This is a genomic window from Actinoplanes ianthinogenes (assembly GCF_018324205.1).
In the GTDB taxonomy this organism is placed as follows: Bacteria; Actinomycetota; Actinomycetes; order Mycobacteriales; family Micromonosporaceae; genus Actinoplanes; species Actinoplanes ianthinogenes.
In genome coordinates, this window is record NZ_AP023356.1 from 689876 (window position 1) to 707947 (window position 18072).

An 18072-nucleotide genomic window follows, 5' to 3' on the forward strand; every position below is an offset into this window, starting at 1 on the left:
AGGCGGCTTCCGATCGGGGCGGGGTGCGGCGGCCGGACGGCGTCGACCGTGCTGTGCGCGTACACAAACAGGGTTTATGGGATGGTGAAGGTGCTGGTGTAGGGCTTGCGGATGGGGACGCCGCCGGGGCCGGTGCTGCTGACCTGGTCGACCGTGAGCGTGTAACCACCGGCCGCGAGCGGAGTGGCCGGCGTCCAGACCAGCGCGCCGGGAGTGGGCTCGGTGGTGACCCCGGAGACCGGCCCGGCCGGGCCGGCGACCGTTATCGACGCGCTGTAGTCGCTGCCGGTGGGCTGGATGTCGCGCTGGAAGGTGACGGTGACCGCGGAAGCGGTGGCGGCGGTGTTCACCACGACGGGGTCTCGCCAGTACTGGATGGCCAGGTGGGTGTCGGGGACCCCGGGGACGCCCCACTGGGTGGAGGTGTCGTCGACCAGCATGGTTTGCGTGATGCCGCCGTCGACGGTGACGCTGCGGTTGTTGGTGCCGGTTATCGAGCCCCAGTCCTCCACCGTCTCCCACCTGCCCCGGGTGTATTTGTACTGGACATCGGTGCCGTCGAGGACGGTGACGGTGGCTTCGTGGATGCCGTTGCCACGGTTGGTCATCGGTACCTTGCCGGGGTCCCACGGGCCGAGTTCGGTGATGTTGCCGGGGACGTACAGGGTGGCGTCCGGTGGGGTGCCGGGCGGGGCCAGGACTCGGAACGTGACGGCTACCGGGCGGACCGGGACGGTCAGGGCGGCGGGCAGGGTCACGGCGCTGCCGTCCGGGTTCCGGTACGCGAGGTGGCCGGTCACCGGGGCGGTGCGCGGGGACGGGCCGGTCGGGGTGACGTCGTAGGTGACGGTGAAGTCGGCGCCGGGGGCCAGCGAGGTGGCCGGGGTGCGCGGGGTGATCACCCAGCCGTCCGGGGCCGTCACCGAGCCGGACAGGGCGGTGATGGTCCCCGGGCCGGCGTTGTGGGCGGCCAGGACCAGGCGGCTGGTGGCGCCGGACTGGAGGCCGTCGGGGGCGGTCAGGGTCAGGTCGACGGCTGGCTGCTGCGCCACGGTGAGCGGGGTCCCGTCGTGCCGCACGGTGATCGCCTTGGCGCCGGTCACCTCGACGCTGAGCAGGTGTTTCGCCGCGTCGTAGGTGAACGGCACGCGACGACCGGCGGCCGTGACGACGTGCGGGCGGGAGACGCCGGCGAACTGGACCGTGTAGTGGCGGGTGCCGGCGGCGGGGCCGACGGTGAGCTCGGCACCGCGCTTGTTCTCGTCGTAGCGGACCGGCGTGCGGGTGTACTCGCCGGCCTGGTAGCCGAGGCCGTCGCCCGCGTCGTCGTAGACCAGCGTGCTGCCGGACGCGTGCGGGTAGGCGGTCAGGATCAGCCGGTCGGCGGGCTGGGCGGCGACGTTCGCGGCCGGCGGGGCGGTGAGCAGGATGCCGCCGGCGCGGACGTAGACCGGCATGTGATCCGGGGTCGCGGCGACGGTCCTGGTGGCCGGGCCGCGGAAGGTCTCGCCGGTGAAGAAGTCGGTCCAGGTGCCGGGCGGGAACCAGACCGGGGCGGTGGTGCTCAGGCCGGCCGCGGTCACCGGGGCGACCAGCAGCGAGTCGCCCAGCAGGTACTGGGTGTCGTGCCGGTACGCCTCGTCCAGCTCGGGCCACTGGAGGTACAGCGCCCGGGCCATCGGCATGCCGGTGTCGTAGTTCTGCCGGGCGGCCGTGTAGAGGTACGGCACCAGGGACTCGCGCAGCCGGAGGAAGTCCGCGGCCGGCTTGCCGACCGTGTCGGAGTACTCCCAGGGCAGCCGGTCGCCGTGGTCGGAGTGCAGGCGCAGGATCGGCTGGAACGCGCCGAGCTGCACCCAGCGCAGGTACAGGTCGTCGGGCAGGTGCTTGCCGGCGAAGCTGCCGATGTCGTGGCTGACGTACGACATCCCGATGCTCGCCTCGGCCGGCGTCATCGCGGCGGCGAAGGCGAGGGTGGCCCAGTCCGGGCGGGTGTCCCCGGTGAAGTGGACGGTGCTGCGGTGCTCGGCCCACGGGCCGGACGGGCCGGGCGTGGTGTAGTCGGGGAACGACGCCCCGATCCGGGAGAGCGAGAAACCGCGCCGGTCACGGGCGTCGCCGTCGCGGCGGTACAGCTCGTTGACCCAGCTGTCGGCGGTCAGGCCGGGCACCGTGACGCGGCTGTCGTCGCAGCAATAATCCAACCACCATTGGCGTACGCCCTGGTCTTCGAACGTCTTGTGCAGCGATGCGTAAGCCGCGGCCTGGTCCGGGTCGCTCCAGTCGAAGCGGTACGGGTTCGGCGCGAAACTGCTGGTGGCGGGCGTCAGTTTGCCTTTCGCGAGCGCCTGCGCGTCGGCGAACCGGGGGTCGTCGCCGGAGATCGCGGCGTGCACGTTGAGGGTGGCGTTGACGCCGAGCTTCGTCAGGTCGCCGAGGAACTCGTCCGGCTTGGGGAACAGGGTGGTGTTCCAGTTCCAGCCGGCCCACTGGTTCGGGGCCTTCCAGTCGGTGTCGATCACCAGCGAGTCGAGCGGCACCTTGTGCTCGGCGAACGCCGGGAGCAACCGGGTGCGGTAGTCCTCGGCGCTGTACGCCTGATATTTCGAGAACCAGGTGCCGAACGCCCACTTCGGCGGCAGCACCGACGGGCCGGTGAGCGCGCGCAGGTCGGCCAGGCCGCGTGCGTAGTCGTGGCCGTACCCGAAGAGGTATCCGTCCTGGTAGGCGCCGGTCCGGGCGGGACGGGCGGCGACCCAGTCGCCGTTACGCAGGGCCGTTGCGGTGTCGTCGAGCAGGTACCAGCCGTCCCGGTGCAGCATCCCGGGGTGCAGTTTCAGATCCTCGACCGGGCCGGCCTGGCCGGCGTAGTAGTCGAGGCCGCGGTACCAGCCGCCGAGCGCGTCGGTCCGGGACGGATCGCCGAACGCCGGGTGCACGGTGACCGACCGGCCGCCGACGCGCAGGTCCAGGCTGGTGTTCGCGGGCGTGACCGGGCCGCTGTCCAGCCGGTAGCGCAAAGTCACGGCGCTGGTGGTGACCCGCAGCTCGCCGCCGCGGGTGGAGGCGGTGAACCAGGTCTTCGGCGGGTCCCGGTCGACCGCGGTGAAGGTGGGCCGGTCCTCGAACGCGTCGTCGGCGGCGTATTCCAGCCGCAGCAGCGTGGCACTGAGCACCTGGACCCGCAGGTGACCGGCCCGCACGGTCTGACCGTGGGTCTGCGGCGCCCGGGGCGCGGCGAGCGCCGCGCCCGGGGTCACCACCAGAAGCAGTAGGAAGGCGAGCCAGGCCGCCGTCCGGGAGACGAAGCTTCGGGTCGACACGGAGCGAGCCTCTCGCCGCGACGAGACCGTGTCAATGGACACTCGTCGATTGCCGGTTCCGGAACCAGGGGAGTGTGCTCACCTCGTACCAAAATCGGAATTTGACTTAAATGGCCTGGTAAAGGGTGGTCCAGAAGTCGTGGAAAGCGCGGGTCGAGTCCGGCGTGGACGCGCCGACCTGGGTGAGCAGGATCCCGACCAGACGATTCTCCGGGTCGGCGTAGGTGGAGGTGCCGCTGCCGCCGTCCCAGCCGAACTGGCCGACCGGCGCGTAGTCGCCGCGGTAGGTGCGCACCGCCATCCCGAAGCCCCAGCCGCCGTGCTGACCCTGGCCGAACGAGATGTGCACGTTGTCCCGCGCCATCGCGGTCCGGGCGGCCTCCTGCGCGGGGGTGAGCCGGTTGGTGGTCATCAGCTCGACGGCGGGCCGGGACAGGATCCGCTCGCCGCGGTGCAGTCCGCCGTCGAGCAGCATCCGGAAATAGGCGAGGTAGTCGTCGGCGGTGGAGTTGAGCCCGCCGCCACCGCCCGCGAACGCCGGCGGCGCGCTGTGCCGCCCGCCGTCGGCCGGGTCCCAGACGTGGAACTCGCCGGTCTGCGGATCCGGGGCGTACAGCGGCGGCAGCCGGTGGAGGTCGGCGGCCGGTACGTGGAAACCGGTGTCCCTCATGCCGAGCGGCTCGAAGATCCGCTCGCGCAGGAACTCCTCGAACGGCCGGCCGGTGACCCGCGCGACGAGCACGCCGGCCAGATCGCTGGCGATCTGGTACTGCCAGCGCTCGCCGGGCCAATGACGAGTGCGGCAACGACGGATAACCCGACGGTTATCGGCCGCCGGCCGTCAGCGTTGCAGGACGCTGTGCGCGATGTCGCGGGCGACGCCGGCCAGCTCCGCGTCGGTGACCGTGAGCCCGCGCGAGGCCATCAGCACGATGTTGACGCTGAGCAGGGCGGAACGGACCCGCAGCGTCTCCTCGAGGGAGGCGTCCGGCCCGGTCACGATGTCGAACAGCTCGGTCATCTTGCCGAACGCGTTCTCCCGCCCCTGCTGCTGGTGCAGGTCACGCACCACGTGCTGGTTGGCCATGGCGAACTTCATGGCGGCCATCCCGCTGCCGACGCCGAGCTCGACCATCCGGTCGACGACCTGGGCCCGCAGCTCCGGGCCGGGCGGCTGCTCGCGGGCCCAGCCGACGAGCTCGTCCAGCGCGTCCAGGTGGGCCTGGAAGATCGACAGGACGATGCTCTCCTTGCTGCTGTAGTGGTAGTAGAGCGCCGCCTTGGTGATGCCGAGCCGCTCGGCGATCTCGCGCAGGGAGGTCGCCTCGTAGCCCCGCTCGGTGAACAGCTCGATGGCCACCTTGCGGATCTCGGCCTTGGTGTCGACGCCTCGCCGCTGTCCTGCCGCACCCATCGCTGTTCTTCCCTTCACGCATCCGCCGCCGTGCCGATCCTCACGGTGACCGGCCCGTTTGCCAACTTACCGTGCGGCAAGTAGGCTACTAACCGGCCGGTAAGTAAGACTACCGAAGGATGCCCTGCCGTGACCACACCAACCCGCTTCACTCACCGCGAGATCATGGTGACGATGAGCGGCCTCGTCATCGCGATGCTGCTCGCCATGCTCGACAACATGATCGTGGCCCCCGCGCTGCCCACGATCGTCGGCGACCTCCACGGCCTGAACCATCTGGCCTGGGTGACCACCGGCTACATCCTGGCCTCGACCGTCGCCACCCCGATCTGGGGCAAGCTCGGTGACCTGATGGGCCGCCGGATCACCTTCCTCTCCTCGATCGCGATCTTCCTGATCGGCTCGGCGCTCTGCGGCATGTCGCAGAACATGGGCGAGCTGATCGCGTTCCGGGCCGTGCAGGGCCTGGGCGCCGGCGGCCTGATGGTCGGCGTCATGGCGGTCCTCGCCGACATCGTCCCGCCGCGCGAGCGCGGCAAGTACCAGGGCGTGATGATGGCGGTCATGCCGGTCGCCATGATCGGTGGCCCGCTGGTCGGCGGCTTCATCACCGACAACCTGAACTGGCGCTGGGCGTTCTACGTCAACCTGCCGCTCGGCGTCGTCGCCCTCGCGGTCTGCTGGTTCGTGCTGGCCAAGCTGCCCCGCGGCAAGGGTCAGGTCCGCATCGACTGGTTCGGCGCCGGCCTGCTCAGCGCCTGGATCACCACGCTGGTCCTGATCACCACCTGGGGCGGCAGCGAGTACGCCTGGTCCTCCCCGCAGATCCTCGGCCTGGCCGCGGTCACCCTGATCGCCTTCGCCGCCTTCGTCGCGGTCGAGCGCCGCGCCGCCGAGCCGATCATGCCGCTGTCGGTGTTCGCCAACCGCAACTTCACCCTGGCCGGCGTGCTCAGCCTGATCGTCGGGTTCGCCATGTTCGGCGGCATCACCCTGCTCCCCCAGTTCCAGCAGTACGTGCAGGGCTCCTCGGCCACCAACAGCGGCCTGCTGCTGATGCCGATGATGCTCTCCGCCATGGTGGTCTCCCTGGTCGGCGGCCAGGTGATCACCCGCACCGGCAGGTACCGGGCGCTGCCCATCGCCGGCACCGTCCTGATGACCGCCGGGCTGGCCCTGTTCGCCACCATGGACACCGGCACCTCGCGGTTCACCACCGGTGTGTTCATGGCGATCCTCGGCGCCGGCATGGGCTGCCTGATGCAGACCACCATGCTGATCGCGCAGAACAGCTCGCCGGTCCAGTCGATCGGCGCGGCGACCGGCGCCGCCACCTTCCTGCGCAACATGGGTGGCTCGCTCGGCGTCTCGCTGCTCACCACGCTCTACACCAACCACCTGATCGACTCACTCGGCGGCAGCGGGCAGAGCGCGCAGTCGGCGGGCGGCATGACCCCGGCCATGCTGCGCAGTCTGCCTGAGAACGTGCGGCATGCCTTTTCCGTCGCCGTCAGCGACGGTGTCAGCGCCGCCTTCACCTGGGGCGCCGTCGCGGCCGCGGCCGGCATCGTCGTCGCGCTGTTCATCAAGCACGTGCCGCTGCGCGGGTTCGCCGACGCACCGAAGCCCGAGCCGGCCGCCGAGGCGCTTCAGAACGCGTAGCGGACCCGGCAACAGGGGATCACGGTAGCGATCAGATCGAGGAGGGCCGCCACGTGGCGGCCCTTCTCGCCGGTGCGGTAGCGGACGTTCCAGGAACCGTTCTGCGAGCGTTTCGGCTGCTGGAGGTCGGGGCGCCAGATCAGCTCCTCGGCCTTCGGATGCCAGCCCAGGTTCACCTCGTGCAGCTCGCGGTTGTGGGTCAGAAAGATGACCTCGGCCGCGAGCTGCTGTTTTGCGGCCGGCCCGAGGCGAGCGTCGAGCTCGGCGAGCAGGTCCGCCCAGTCGGCGAGCCAGCCGTCCCGGACCACGACCGGGCTGAAGTTGAGGTGCACCTCGTAACCGGCCGCGACGAAATCGTCGATCGCGCCGATCCGCTCCGCGATCGGGGAGGTGCGGATGTCCAGGATCTTGGCATCTCGCGGCGGCATCAGCGAAAACCGGATTCGGGTACGCCCACCCGGCGCCCAGTCGAGCATCTCCCGGTTCACGTGCTTGGTGGCGAACGACGCCTTCGCATTCGGCATCCAGCGGAACAGTTCCACCAGGTCACGCACGTTGTCGCTGATCCGTGCGTCGACGCTGCAATCCGAGTTCTCCCCGATGTCGTAGACCCAGGCGTACGGATCGCACTCGTTCGGCGTGGTCTTGGTCCCCTGCCGGGCCGCGTGCCGCTGCACGTACCCGGCGATCTTGTCGATGTTGGCGAACACCGTGATCGGGTTGCTGTAGCCCTTGTGCCGCGGGACGTAGCAATACGCGCAGGCCATCGCGCACCCGTTCGCGGTGGACGGGGCGATGAAGTCGGCGGACCGCCCGTTCGGCCGCGCGGTCAGCGTCTTCTTGACCCCGAGGACCAGGGCCTCCCGCTTGATCCGCACCCACCGGTTGACGTTGGTCTCGTCGCCGTACAGCTCCGGGATCCGGTTGTGGCTCTCCACCTCGACGAGCTGCGCCTGCGGGAAACGCGCCAGGATCTCCTTGCCACGGGGCAGCACGGCCGCGGCGGGCTCGACGTAGATCCGGCGGATGTCCAGCAGCTCACCAGTCATGGCCTGCGCATATTACTCCCGCGCACGGCGTCGGCCACCTCACACACGCCGTCCGGGTCGTAGACCGGGATCGCGTGGGCCGCCATGTCCGGCCGGTGGAGGGCCGCGCGGGGCAGATAGTCCGCGCAGGCCACCCGCCACAGCACGGCGAGCTCGGACACCTCCTCGGCGGGCACGTCCCAGAAGTCCGCCACCTGGGCCGTCGTCCACCAGTGCTCGATGGTGACGTGCGACTTGACGACGACCTTCGCCGTGGTGACCGGCACCTCGATCTCGCGGAACTCCTCGGCCACCCGGTCCGCGGACTGGCGTCCCAGCGGGGTGTGCTCGTCCGCCTCGCACCGGATCTCGCCGCTCTCCGCGGTCACCACGACCGCGACGCCGATCTGCCGGCCCAGCTTCCACCGCTCCTCGACCGCGATGGCGCGTACCTCGTCCCACGGCACCAGGTGCCTGCGCCAGCCGCGGGTGAGAGCCAGGCCGCCCGGCTCCAGGTCCAGGCGGCGCACCGCGCGGAAGTCGCCGGCCACCATCGCCACCATGCCGCTCGCCGCCGCCACGGCCGCCAGCGCGAGGATCACCCCGGCGGTCCGCCACATCGCCGGGGCGCCGAACACCAACCCGATCACCGGAAGGATGACGACGCCTGCGGCGAGCGCGAGATAGCCCGCACAGCCCAGGGAACCGACGAGCCTGCCGGCGGTGGCCTTCCACAAACTCGGCACGAACACCATGAGGACACCCTAAGCGCCACTGACCAACGAGCGGTTCTGCGACATCATGGCGAACATGCGTCGATGGGTCGCGCCGGCCGTCGCCGGCGGGTTGCTCGTGTGGACCGCGCTGGCGACGCCGCTGAGTGTCGCGATCGGGGAGTACTTCGCGTACTACGACCCGCAGTCGGACCCGGAACGGCTGGAGTACCACCGCGACCTGGCGGCGCACGTGTACACGGCCGGGCACTGGTTCGGGCAGTTCGTCGCGGCGTTCGCCGGCGCCTGGGTGGTCACCCGCTCGGGGTCCTACCGCCGGGCGGCTCTCGCCGGCCTGTTGCTCGGCCTGGGCACCGGGGCGGTGGCGATCGCCGCCGGGGTGGGCGCGATGCGGACACACGGTTACCCGAGTGTGGCGCCGGACCCGACCATGCTGTCGGTGCCGTCGGTGCGCTGGTGCCTGCTGGCCAGCCTCGCGTGTTTTCCCTTGTGGGCGGTGATCGGCGCGGCGATCGCCAGGATGACCCGCGGCGGAGCGCCGCTCGCGATCACGGCGACGTTCCTGGTCGTGCCCGCGACCAGCCATCCGGTGGCGATCTGGCTGATCGCCACCTACTCCCGGGCGGCGCCGCTGATGCCGGCGTTGCTGCTCGTCCTGGCCACGGTGCTGGTCGCGGTGAGTCGACGGGCTCGACCACACTGAACGAAGCCGACCGAGGGGAGCCCCGTGCCACGCCGTGCGACCGTGTCCGTCCTTACCTTCATGATCCTGCTGACCGGCGCCTGCACCGGCGAACCCGCATGGGGCACGGTCCAGGAGGCGGCCGGTGAGCGGCAGCGCGTCCTCTGCCAGGGCACCGCCGGCCCGGCCGTGGTGCTCGTGCACGGCATCGGCGACCACGCCGGCTCGGCCTCGTTCGCCGACCTGATCGACCGGCTTCCCGATGACCGCCGGGTGTGCCGTTACGACCGGCCGGGCACCGGGGACAGCCCCGCCCCGTCCCGATCCGGCCGCGACGCCACGCAGCTCTCCGCCGAGCTGGACAGCGTGGTCCGGCAGGCCGATCCGGACCACCCGGTGGTGCTGCTCGGGCATTCGTTCGGCAGTTATCCGGTGCTGCACTACACCGCTCAGCACCGCGACCGGGTCTGCGGGGTGGTCCTCGCCGACGGCGTCGACCCGCAGCTCGGACTGCTCGCCGCGCTCGGCGCGCCGGCCTGGGACAAGGTGTCGATGGCCGCGGAGAGTCTGGACCTGCCCGCCGTGCAGGAGCAGACCGCCGCCGCGGTGACCGGTGCGCGGCAGGCCTTCGCCACCCTGCCGCTGACCGTGATCCGCCGGGAGAAGAACGTGAGCGGTCCATGGCTGGCGGCGCAGGAACGCCTTGCCGGGCTGGCCGCCGGGGGCCGGCTCGTCGTCGCGGCGGGCGCCGGGCACGAGGTGCCGCGGGACGCTCCCGCGGTGGTCGCCGACGAGATCGGCCGGCTGTCCTGCTGACGGACGGACAGATCTAGGACACCGCGCGGCGGCACCGGGACCGACGATGAGGCGGCACACCAAGGGCCGCTCGTCGCTGGGAGTCCCGATGATCGATCCGGCTGAGATCAGCACCCGGCAGGACTTCGCGGCGGGACTGACCCGGCTGCGCGAGGAGGCCGGCCGTACCGTCCGCGACGTGGCGCGCGACGCGAAACTGGAGCCGGGCACGGCGGGCGGCTACTTCGCCGGGCGGCACCTGCCCCCGCCGGGGCGCCCGGAGGTGCTGCGGCGCCTGCTCGGGGCGTGCGGGGTCATCGACGAGGAGACGCTCGACTGCTGGGCGGATGCCCTCGTCCGGGTCCGGGTGAGCCCGGGACGCCGTCCCGCGAACGCTCCGGTGCCCTACCGCGGGCTGGCCGGCTTCACGGCCGGGGACGCCGAGTGGTTCTTCGGGCGGGAGGCGCTCACCGCCCGGCTGCTCGACGAGGTGGACACCTGCCGGCGCGACGGCGGCGGCTGGATCGTGGTGGTCGGGCCGTCCGGGTCCGGGAAGTCGTCGCTGATCCAGGCCGGCGCGGTGGCGGCCCGCCCCGGCCTGCTCGTCGTCGACCAGCTCGAACAACACCTCGACGACGCGGCGTTCCTCGACGGCATCCCGGACGGGGTCGTGGTGATGGGCCTGCGGGCCGACTTCTACGGTCGCGCCCTGCGCGTTCCCCGGCTGGCCGGAGCACTCCAGGAGCACCAGATCGTCGTCGGGCCGATGGACACCGGGGACGTGCGGCGGGCCATCGTCGAACCGGCTCGCCGTGCCCGCCTCGACGTCGAGGACGGCCTGGTCGCACTGTTGCTGCGCGACTATGCCGGCAGCCTGCCGCTGCTCTCCCACGCCCTGCGCGCCACCTGGGAGAACAGCCGCCGGGGCCGGCTCACGGTCGCGGCCTACCAGGCGACCGGCGGGGTACACGACGCGGTCGCGCGCAGCGCCGAGGAGGTCTACCACGACCTCGGCGACGACCAGCGGGAGGCGGCCCGGCACCTGTTCCTGCGGCTGGTGCACGCGGACGACGACGTACGGCGGAAGGTGCCGCGGGCCGAGCTGCCGCCCGACGAGGTCGCCGAGCGATTCGTCGCGGCGCGGCTGCTCACCGCCGGCGACGACCACCTGGAGATCGCGCACGAGGCGCTGATCGAAGCCTGGCCGCGACTGCGCGGATGGGTCGACACCGACCGCGACGGCCGCCGGGTCCACCGCCGCATCACCGAGGCGGCCGCGCGCTGGGCGGAAGCCGATCACGACCCGGACCTGCTGCTGCGCGGTGCGAGCCTGACCGCGGCCGGCAGTGCCCGGCTACGGCTGAACGACCTGGAACGCTCCTTCGTGACCGCGAGCCGGGAGCGTGCCGAGGCCGAGCAGGTGGCGCTGCGGAAACGCACCCGGCGCATGCAGCGGCTGGCCGTGCTGCTCGCCGTCCTGGCCCTGACCGCCTCCGCTCTGGCCGTGGTCGCCTATCGCCAGCAGCGAGCCGCCGCCACCGAACGCGACCGTGCGGTCTCTCGCCAGATCGCCGTCGAGTCCGAGCAGCTGCGGGTGACCGACCCGGGGCTGGGCCTGCAGCTCGCGGTCGCCGGTTATCGCACCGCGCGCACCCCCGAGGCGCTGTCCGGCCTGCTCAGCGCGTTCAGCGCGGCACCGGAGAGCCGGCTGGCCGGGCCGAAGGGCGTGATGCAGGCGGCCGCGATCAGCCCGGACGAGCACGTCGTCGCGGGCGCCGGCGCCGACAACGCGGTTCACCTGTGGACGGACGGGCGGCCCGGGACGCCGCTGGCCGGGCACACCGGCACCATCTTCGGGCTCGCGTTCAGCCCGGACGGGCGCCTGCTCGCGAGCGCCGGCGCGGATCGCACGGTACGGCTGTGGGACCTGCCGACGCGGACACTGAAGGCCGTGCTGAACGGCCCGGCCAACACCGTCTACGCGATCGCCTTCAGCCCGGACGGCCGCCGGATCGCCGCCGGCAGCGCGGACCACACGGTTCAGGTCTGGGATCTGACGAAGCCGCGGGAGCGGCCGATGGTGCTGCGGTCCGGGGACTACGTGCAGGCGGTGGCGTTCTCGCCGGACGGCCGCACGATCGCGGCGGGCTCGAAGGACCGGACCGTGCGGCTGTGGGACGAGCACGGCGGCCCGATCGGCCGGCCACTGACCGGACCGGCGAAAACCGTCTTCGCGGTGGCGTTCTCGCCGGACGGCCACACGCTCGCGGCCGGCTCGGCCGACAAGACCGTGTGGCTGTGGCGGGTCGACGACCGGAAAGTCACCGCCGTGCCGTCGCTGACCGGCCCGACCGGCTGGGTCAACGGTGTCACCTTCGATCCGGCCGGCCGGACGGTGGCGGCCGCGAGCTCGGACGGCAAGACGTGGCTGTGGGACCTGACCACGCACCAACCGGTGTCGGTGCTGGCGCATCCCGCGCCGGTCACCGCCGTCTCCTTCGCCCGCGGCACCGGCCGGCTGGTCACCAGCGCCGCGGACGGCGCCGCACGGATCTGGGACCTGCCCGGCCCGGTGCTCGGCGGCGCCACCCAGGGCGTCTTCAACGCCATCTTCGGCGGCACCCGGCTCGCCGTCACCAGCATCGACGATTCGGTACGGCTGTGGGACACCACCGACCCGCGCCGCGCCCGTGCGCTCGGCCCGGCGCTGCCGCACGCGGTCGGCCCGGGACTGCAACCGTCCGGGGCGGGCACGCTGAGCCCGGACGGCGGCACGCTCGCGGTCGGTGCGATGGACGGCACGGTACGCCTGTGGGACGTGCGCGACCCGGCGCGCCCGGTGCTCGTCCCGGCCCGGCTGCGACGGCAGCGGGACGTGATCCAGGCGTTGTCGTTCAGCGCGGACGGCAGGCTGCTGGCGGCCGCGAGCAATGACCGGACCGGCGCGTTGTGGGACGTCTCGGACCCCTACCACCCGCGCGACGGCGGCCTGCTGACCGGCCCGGCGAACTACGCCTACTCCCCCACCTTCCGGCCGGACGGCCGCGTCTTCGCGATGGCCGGGGCGGACGGCGTGGTGCGCCTCTGGGACATCGCGGACATCCGGCGGCCGGTCGCGCTCGGCAAGCCGCTGACCGCCGGGTCGAGCTACGTCTTCTCGCTCGGGTTCAGCCCGGACGGGCGCCTGCTCGCGGCGGGCGCGACCGACGACGCCGTCCATCTGTGGGACGTCAGCGACCCGAGCCGGCCGGTGCCGGTCGGCGTGCCGCTCACCGGTCCGCACAACTACGTCTACTCGGTCGCGGTCAGCGGCGACGGCCGGATGGTCGCGGCCGGCGGCGGCGACGGGCAGATCTGGTTGTGGAGCATCGCCGATCCGCGCCGGCCCGTCCATTACGCGACACTGACCGGGCACGCCGGTGCGGTCTACACGGTCGAGTTCGACCCGCGACGGCCGGTGCTGGTCAGCGGCGGGGCCGACGGCTACGCCCGGATGTGGCTCCTCGATCCGGCCGAGGTGATCCGGCAGGCGTGCGCGGGCGCCGGGGACCCGATGACCGAGCAGGAGTGGCACCGCTACGTGCCGGGCCGGGCGTACCTGAAGCCGTGCTGAGGCTGTACGGCCTTGTACGGGCATTTCCCGGCGCGTTTACCCACCCGGCCGGACCTGGGTCTCCTGGTGGAAAAGCGCCGAAGGGAGACCCTGCCATGTCCGCACGCCGCCTCCTGCCCCTGGTCGTGATCGCCGCCCTCCTGCCGCTCACCGCCTGCGCCGACGGCACCGACCTGGAACACACCGACTGGGTCGCGGCCGCGGGCCGCGATCTCAACTGCGAACAGGGTGCTCGGCTCATCGGCGTGGAACATCGCAACATCGTCGGCGACGGCAAGGACGACTATCTCGTGGTCATGCGCTGCAAGGACCCGAAGATCAGCGCGGACCAACTGGAGGTCTTCGAGGGCGGTAAGAAGGCCACGGATCCTCCCTTCGCCGTCCTGACCAGGAATTGGCCGGACCCGGAGACCTCTCCGATGATCATGGAACACGGCTGCGTCACCTTCCCGAAAGACCAGGTCGTCATCCACGGCGTGCTCGCGCAGAACCCTGACGAGGATCAGAAGAAGATCTGGACCAGGACGAAGGACGGGCGGCTGGTGTACAGCGGGGCCTCCGCCGACACTCGGACGACCATGGTCACTTCGGTGTGTTTCAACCAGAACTAGAAACGCGCCCGGCCTGAGGCCGGGCGCGTCCCTGCTCGCGGTTACTGGCGGTAGACGCCGAATTCGTAGAGCGAGTATCCGTACGCCGTGGCCCGCGCCGTGTTGTTCACCCGGACGTATCGGCCGGAGCCGTTGATCGCCAGGTTGTCGAACCCGCCGTCACCGGCCGTCGTCGAGTACACGGTGGTCCAGTTGGTCCCGTCGTTCGACGTCTGCACCTGGTACGACGTTGCGTACGCCGCCTCCCACGCCAGTGACACGTGGTCGAACGACTGCACCGAGCCGAGGTCCACCTGGAGCCACGCCGAGTCGACCCACTCGCTCGCCCACCGGGTGCCGTAATCGCCGTCCACCGCGTACGACGGCAGTTGCGGCCCGTTGGTGCCGGTCGGCTGGTAGGTGGACGCGGTGGTGGTCTTCCCGCGGGCCAGGTTGGTGCCGGGCAGGGTCGGCGGGACGACCTTGAACGAGCGCTGCTCGATGCCGACGTTGCCCTGGCCGTCGTAGGCGTACACGTAGACCTTCCACACGCCGAGCGTCTCCGGCGCGCGTACCGTGAACTTGCCGTCCGCGGTCTGGGTGTAGGTCAGGTACCGCAACCCCTTGTTGCCGTTGATGTGCTTGTCGCTGGCCATCAGGTTGTAGCGGATCGCGTCACCCTGCGGGTCGGACGTGGTCGTGCTGATCGTGAACGTCCCACCGGCCGGCACCGCGGTCGCGTTGTCGACGGTCATCGCGGAGATCTCCGGCGCGGTGTTCGGCACCGGCTGACCGGTGTACGCCTCCCGCAGCGCCGCGTACCCGAGCCGCCGCCAGCCACCGGTGGTGGTGTTCAGCCACACGCCGCCGAAGTCGTTCTCCAGGCCGTAGTGGAACTCGGTCGCGCCGAGCGCCACACCCGCGTGCCCCTTGATCGCGTTCCAGCTGTACGTGTACCCGGCCTTCTTCGCCAGGTCGGACGGCTCGGTCGGCACCCCGTTCGCGTCGTTGGGCACCTCCCACTCACCGGCCGGGCCACCCTCGGTGAGGATGTACGGCTTGGTGTAACCGCCCGCGATCCAGTCCCGCTTGACCGTGTCGATCGCCCCGTACGAGTTGACCGCGAGCAGGTCGAGCGCCGGCGAGTACTGCTTGTAGTACGTCCACGCGTACGTGTAGGCGTCCGTCGAGGTCACCGGGTGGTTCGGGTCGGCCGCGTGGATCGCCTCGGCCAGCTCGTTGACGAACTTGGCGTAACCGACCCGGCGCGCCTCCACCTCGGCCGCGGAGAGCCCGTAGTTCTGCATCTCCAGGATGACCTCGTTGCCGACGTCCCAGAGCAGCACGCCCTGCCGGCCCTTGAGCTGGTTCACCCAGTTCAGCACGTCGGTCTTGGCCGACGTCTTGTACGCCGTGTCGTTCACGTAGTCGGCGCCGTGGTTCAGCCAGAGCCCGACGATCACCTTGATCCCGAACCGGGCCGCGGTGTCCAGCAGGACCGGCGTGTTGGCGTCCGGTCCCCAGATCCTGATCGTGTTGACGCCCATGTTCTTCAGGTCCCGCATGTACCCGTCCGCGGCGGCCTGCGGCGGGCCGTACGTCATGCCCTTGACCTGCCACGGCGTGCCGTTCACGGTCAGCGTCCAGTTGCCCTGGGTACCGGTGACCTTGACGACGCTGGGCCCCGCCGGGACGGCCGGATCGGTCATCGCGGCCGGCGTGGTGCCGGTCGACTTGGACACGGTCACCGAGTCGACGCTGAGCACGCCGCCACTGGTCGTGTCCGCGGTCGGTGTGGTGAAGCCGGCCACCGCGTTCGGCAGCGAGCCGCCGATCGCCAGGTCGAGCCGCAGGTAGAAGCCGTGGTGCACGGCCGCGTTCCAGGCCGTGACGCCGACCTGCGACTCGCGGACCACCCAGGTCTGCTTGCCGTCGAGGTAGAAGCGGATCTCCTCGTCGGTCTTGGTCCGGTCGATGACCTGCGAGTATTCGTGGTACCCGGTCTGGCAGCCGACGCAGGACGCGAACCCGGAGGACCGGCCGGTGTACTCGGCGCACGGGCCGTCCGGGGCGGTGCCGCAGTGCAGCGTCTGGGCGAGCTGGTCGCGGCCGTTGACGTCGGTCATGATGTCGGTCTCGCCGATCGACGGCCAGTTGGTGTAGTTGCCGCGGTAAGCGGCGCCGGTCGCCCGGAAGCCCGGCCAGTAACCGGCGCCGTTGGCGACGCCCGGCTGCTTGAGCACGGCGCTGAACTTGAGCTGCTCGCCCGGCTGCGGGGTGAAGTCGGTGCGCTGGGTCTCCAGGCGGCCCGAGGTCCACTTGCCGCTGCCGTCCCGGATGGCCTTGATGCTCAGCTTGCCGCTGCCGTCGAGGGCGACGTTGGCGGTGGAGTCACTGGCGGTCTCGACCGAGCCGGTGCCCCAGTTCGCGGCGCCGCCGGGGTACTGGGTGCCGGTGCGCAGCAGCCAGTTGGCGCTGCTCGGGGAGGTGCCGGCCGTACCGTCGAAGTTCTCCTGCCAGACGGTGGTGAAGTTGGGGTCCTGGGTCGGCGGGGTGGTCGGGGTGGTCGTCGTTCCGCCGCTGGTCAGGACCTTGAACTCCCACAGGGAGTAGCCGTAGCCGGAGGCACGGGCGGTTCCGTAGAGCCGGACATATCGGGCGTTCGCCGAAACAGCGATGTTTTCCGTGCCGCCTGCGCCGGTGGTGGTGGAGTAGGCGTTGGTCCAGGTGGTCCCATCAGGACTTGTCTGGATTTGGTACGCCTTGCCGTACGCGCCCTCCCACTGGAGGACCACACCACAGATCGCCTTGGTGGCGCCCAGGTCCACCCGGATCCACTGCGGGTCGGAGAAGACGCTGGACCAGCGCGTCCCGGTGTTCCCGTCGAACGCCTTGTCGGCGCTCACGTCCGCGCCCTCCTGCGAGGAGGCGGTGGCGGGCTGCCCCTGGGCCGCGTTGGTCGTGCACTCGCCGGCCGGGGTCCCGCCGGTCGAGCCGTAGACCTTGAACTCGTAGAGCGAGTAGCCGTAGCCGCTGCTCCGGGCGGTCCCGTAGAGCCGGACGTAGCGGCCGCTGCCGCTGACGGTCAGGTCCTCGGTGCCCCCGGCGCCGGTCGTGGTCGAGTAGACGTCGGTCCAGGCGGTCCCGTCCGGGCTGGTCTGGATCTTGTAAGCCTTGCCGTACGCCCCCTCCCACTGAAGTGTGACCTTGCTGATCGTGGCGGTGGCGCCCAGGTCCACGCGGATCCACTGCGGATCGGCGAACTGGCTGGACCAGCGGGTGCCGGCGTCGCCGTCGAAGGCCTTGTCGGCGCTCACGTCGGCACCCTCGACCGAGGAGGCGAGGGCCGGCTTGCCCTGGGAGAGGAGCGTGTCAGCGGCGCTCGCCACGGTCGTCACGGCGACCGTGGCCAGGCCCAGCAGCACGGCGAGAACACTCGCCAGCACAGCCGGTCTTGGTTTCTGTTTCATGATCACACCCCAAGGGGGACGGCATTCAGGGATACAGGGAAAGCGCTCTCCAAGCGAACGCGATTGTTTCGCTCATGTTGCCGGAGGTCAATACTTCCCATTGACATACCCGGTTCCGGAACTGCAAGCTCCGCCCGTGAAACCGAATCCCCGCCTGCTCGCCGCGGCTCTGCTGCTCGGCGTGGCCGCCTGCGGCTCCCCCGCCGCGGCACCCGCGCCCGCCCCGCCCTCGGCGCCGCCTCCGGCCGTTTTCGGCGGCACCGACCTCGCCTGGATCGAGATCAACATCGCGATGGACGAGGAGCTGCTCCCGCTGCTCGCGCTGACCCCGGCGAACGGCGCCTCGCCCTCGCTCAAGGACCTGTCCGCCCAGGTCAAGGCGTTCACTGACGAGGAGTTGGCGACGCTGCGGCAGCTCGGCGAGGAGGCCGGGATCCCGGCCGAGAACCAGCACAAGGGCATGCCGATGCCCGGGATGGTCACGCCGTCCCTGCTCGCCTCGGCCACCGGGGCGCGCGGCGCCGGCTTCGACACGATGCTCACCAAGGCGCTCCGCGAGCACCTGGAGCAGGGGCACAAGCTGGCCACCAGCGAGCAGACCGCCGGGGCGGAAAGCCGGACCAAGGCGCTCGCTACGAGCATTCTGAAAACTCGCGCGGACGCCCTGAGGAAGCTACAAAAAGATTTCTGAATTCCTCGCCGGAAAACTGTTATCGGGTGCCACGGCGCTCGTCACGCCGGTTCCGGAACAACAAATCCTC

General features: G+C 71.2%; 12 protein-coding genes. 6 read left to right on the top strand and 6 right to left on the bottom strand.

Annotation, left to right across the window (positions count from 1 at the left end; translation table 11 throughout):
• Positions 1–74: 74 nt before the first annotated feature.
• The 3 genes from Aiant_RS03250 to Aiant_RS03260 form a co-directional block, all read right to left on the bottom strand.
• On the bottom strand, positions 75–3323 hold the full coding sequence (locus Aiant_RS03250) for a TIM-barrel domain-containing protein (protein ID WP_189330868.1): 3249 nt from the start codon (positions 3321–3323) through the stop codon (positions 75–77).
• Positions 3324–3429: 106 nt separating this feature from the next.
• Positions 3430–4137, bottom strand: coding sequence for a serine hydrolase domain-containing protein (locus tag Aiant_RS03255; RefSeq protein WP_212847145.1), 708 nt, complete (start codon positions 4135–4137; stop codon positions 3430–3432).
• Positions 4138–4164: 27 nt separating this feature from the next.
• The gene (locus tag Aiant_RS03260; RefSeq protein ID WP_189330869.1) at positions 4165–4737 is read right to left on the bottom strand and encodes a TetR/AcrR family transcriptional regulator; all 573 of its coding nucleotides are present in this window, start codon (positions 4735–4737) and stop codon (positions 4165–4167) included.
• Between the two features lie 129 nt (positions 4738–4866).
• On the opposite strand from Aiant_RS03260, the gene Aiant_RS03265 reads away from it, so the two are divergent.
• On the top strand, positions 4867–6399 hold the full coding sequence (locus Aiant_RS03265; protein ID WP_438800555.1) for an MDR family MFS transporter: 1533 nt from the start codon (positions 4867–4869) through the stop codon (positions 6397–6399).
• On the opposite strand, the gene Aiant_RS03270 is transcribed toward Aiant_RS03265, so the two are convergent.
• Together Aiant_RS03270 and Aiant_RS03275 are read right to left on the bottom strand one after the other, a co-directional pair.
• Complete coding sequence (locus Aiant_RS03270; RefSeq protein WP_189330870.1) at positions 6387–7448, bottom strand: spore photoproduct lyase family protein; 1062 nt, start codon at positions 7446–7448, stop codon at positions 6387–6389. The two genes, Aiant_RS03265 and Aiant_RS03270, sit on opposite strands and share 13 nt — an antisense overlap.
• Complete coding sequence (locus Aiant_RS03275) at positions 7445–8182, bottom strand: hypothetical protein (protein ID WP_189330871.1); 738 nt, start codon at positions 8180–8182, stop codon at positions 7445–7447. The genes Aiant_RS03270 and Aiant_RS03275 overlap by 4 nt, the downstream gene beginning before the upstream one ends.
• 55 nt (positions 8183–8237) lie before the next feature.
• On the opposite strand from Aiant_RS03275, the gene Aiant_RS03280 reads away from it, so the two are divergent.
• The 4 genes from Aiant_RS03280 to Aiant_RS03295 all read left to right on the top strand — a co-directional run bounded on the left by Aiant_RS03280 (position 8238) and on the right by Aiant_RS03295 (position 13862).
• Entirely contained in the window at positions 8238–8864 is a 627-nt protein-coding gene (locus tag Aiant_RS03280; RefSeq protein ID WP_189330872.1) for a hypothetical protein, read from the top strand.
• 42 nt (positions 8865–8906) lie between these two features.
• The gene (locus Aiant_RS03285) at positions 8907–9659 is read left to right on the top strand and encodes an alpha/beta fold hydrolase (protein ID WP_189330873.1); all 753 of its coding nucleotides are present in this window, start codon (positions 8907–8909) and stop codon (positions 9657–9659) included.
• A gap of 88 nt (positions 9660–9747) precedes the next feature.
• Complete coding sequence (locus Aiant_RS03290; protein WP_189330874.1) at positions 9748–13251, top strand: nSTAND1 domain-containing NTPase; 3504 nt, start codon at positions 9748–9750, stop codon at positions 13249–13251.
• A gap of 95 nt (positions 13252–13346) precedes the next feature.
• Positions 13347–13862 carry a hypothetical protein gene (locus tag Aiant_RS03295; protein ID WP_189330875.1) on the top strand — a complete coding sequence of 172 codons (516 nt, stop codon included), beginning with the start codon at positions 13347–13349 and terminating at the stop codon, positions 13860–13862.
• A 41-nt stretch (positions 13863–13903) separates the two neighbouring features.
• Here Aiant_RS03295 and Aiant_RS03300 read toward each other — a convergent pair whose 3' ends face one another.
• Positions 13904–17311 (bottom strand): discoidin domain-containing protein, encoded by a 3408-nt coding sequence (locus tag Aiant_RS03300; RefSeq protein WP_189330876.1) that lies wholly within the window; start codon positions 17309–17311, stop codon positions 13904–13906.
• Positions 17312–17447: 136 nt separating this feature from the next.
• Here Aiant_RS03300 and Aiant_RS03305 point away from each other — a divergent pair, with 136 nt between their 5' ends.
• Positions 17448–18002, top strand: coding sequence for a DUF305 domain-containing protein (locus tag Aiant_RS03305; protein ID WP_189330877.1), 555 nt, complete (start codon positions 17448–17450; stop codon positions 18000–18002).
• Positions 18003–18072 lie beyond the last annotated feature (70 nt).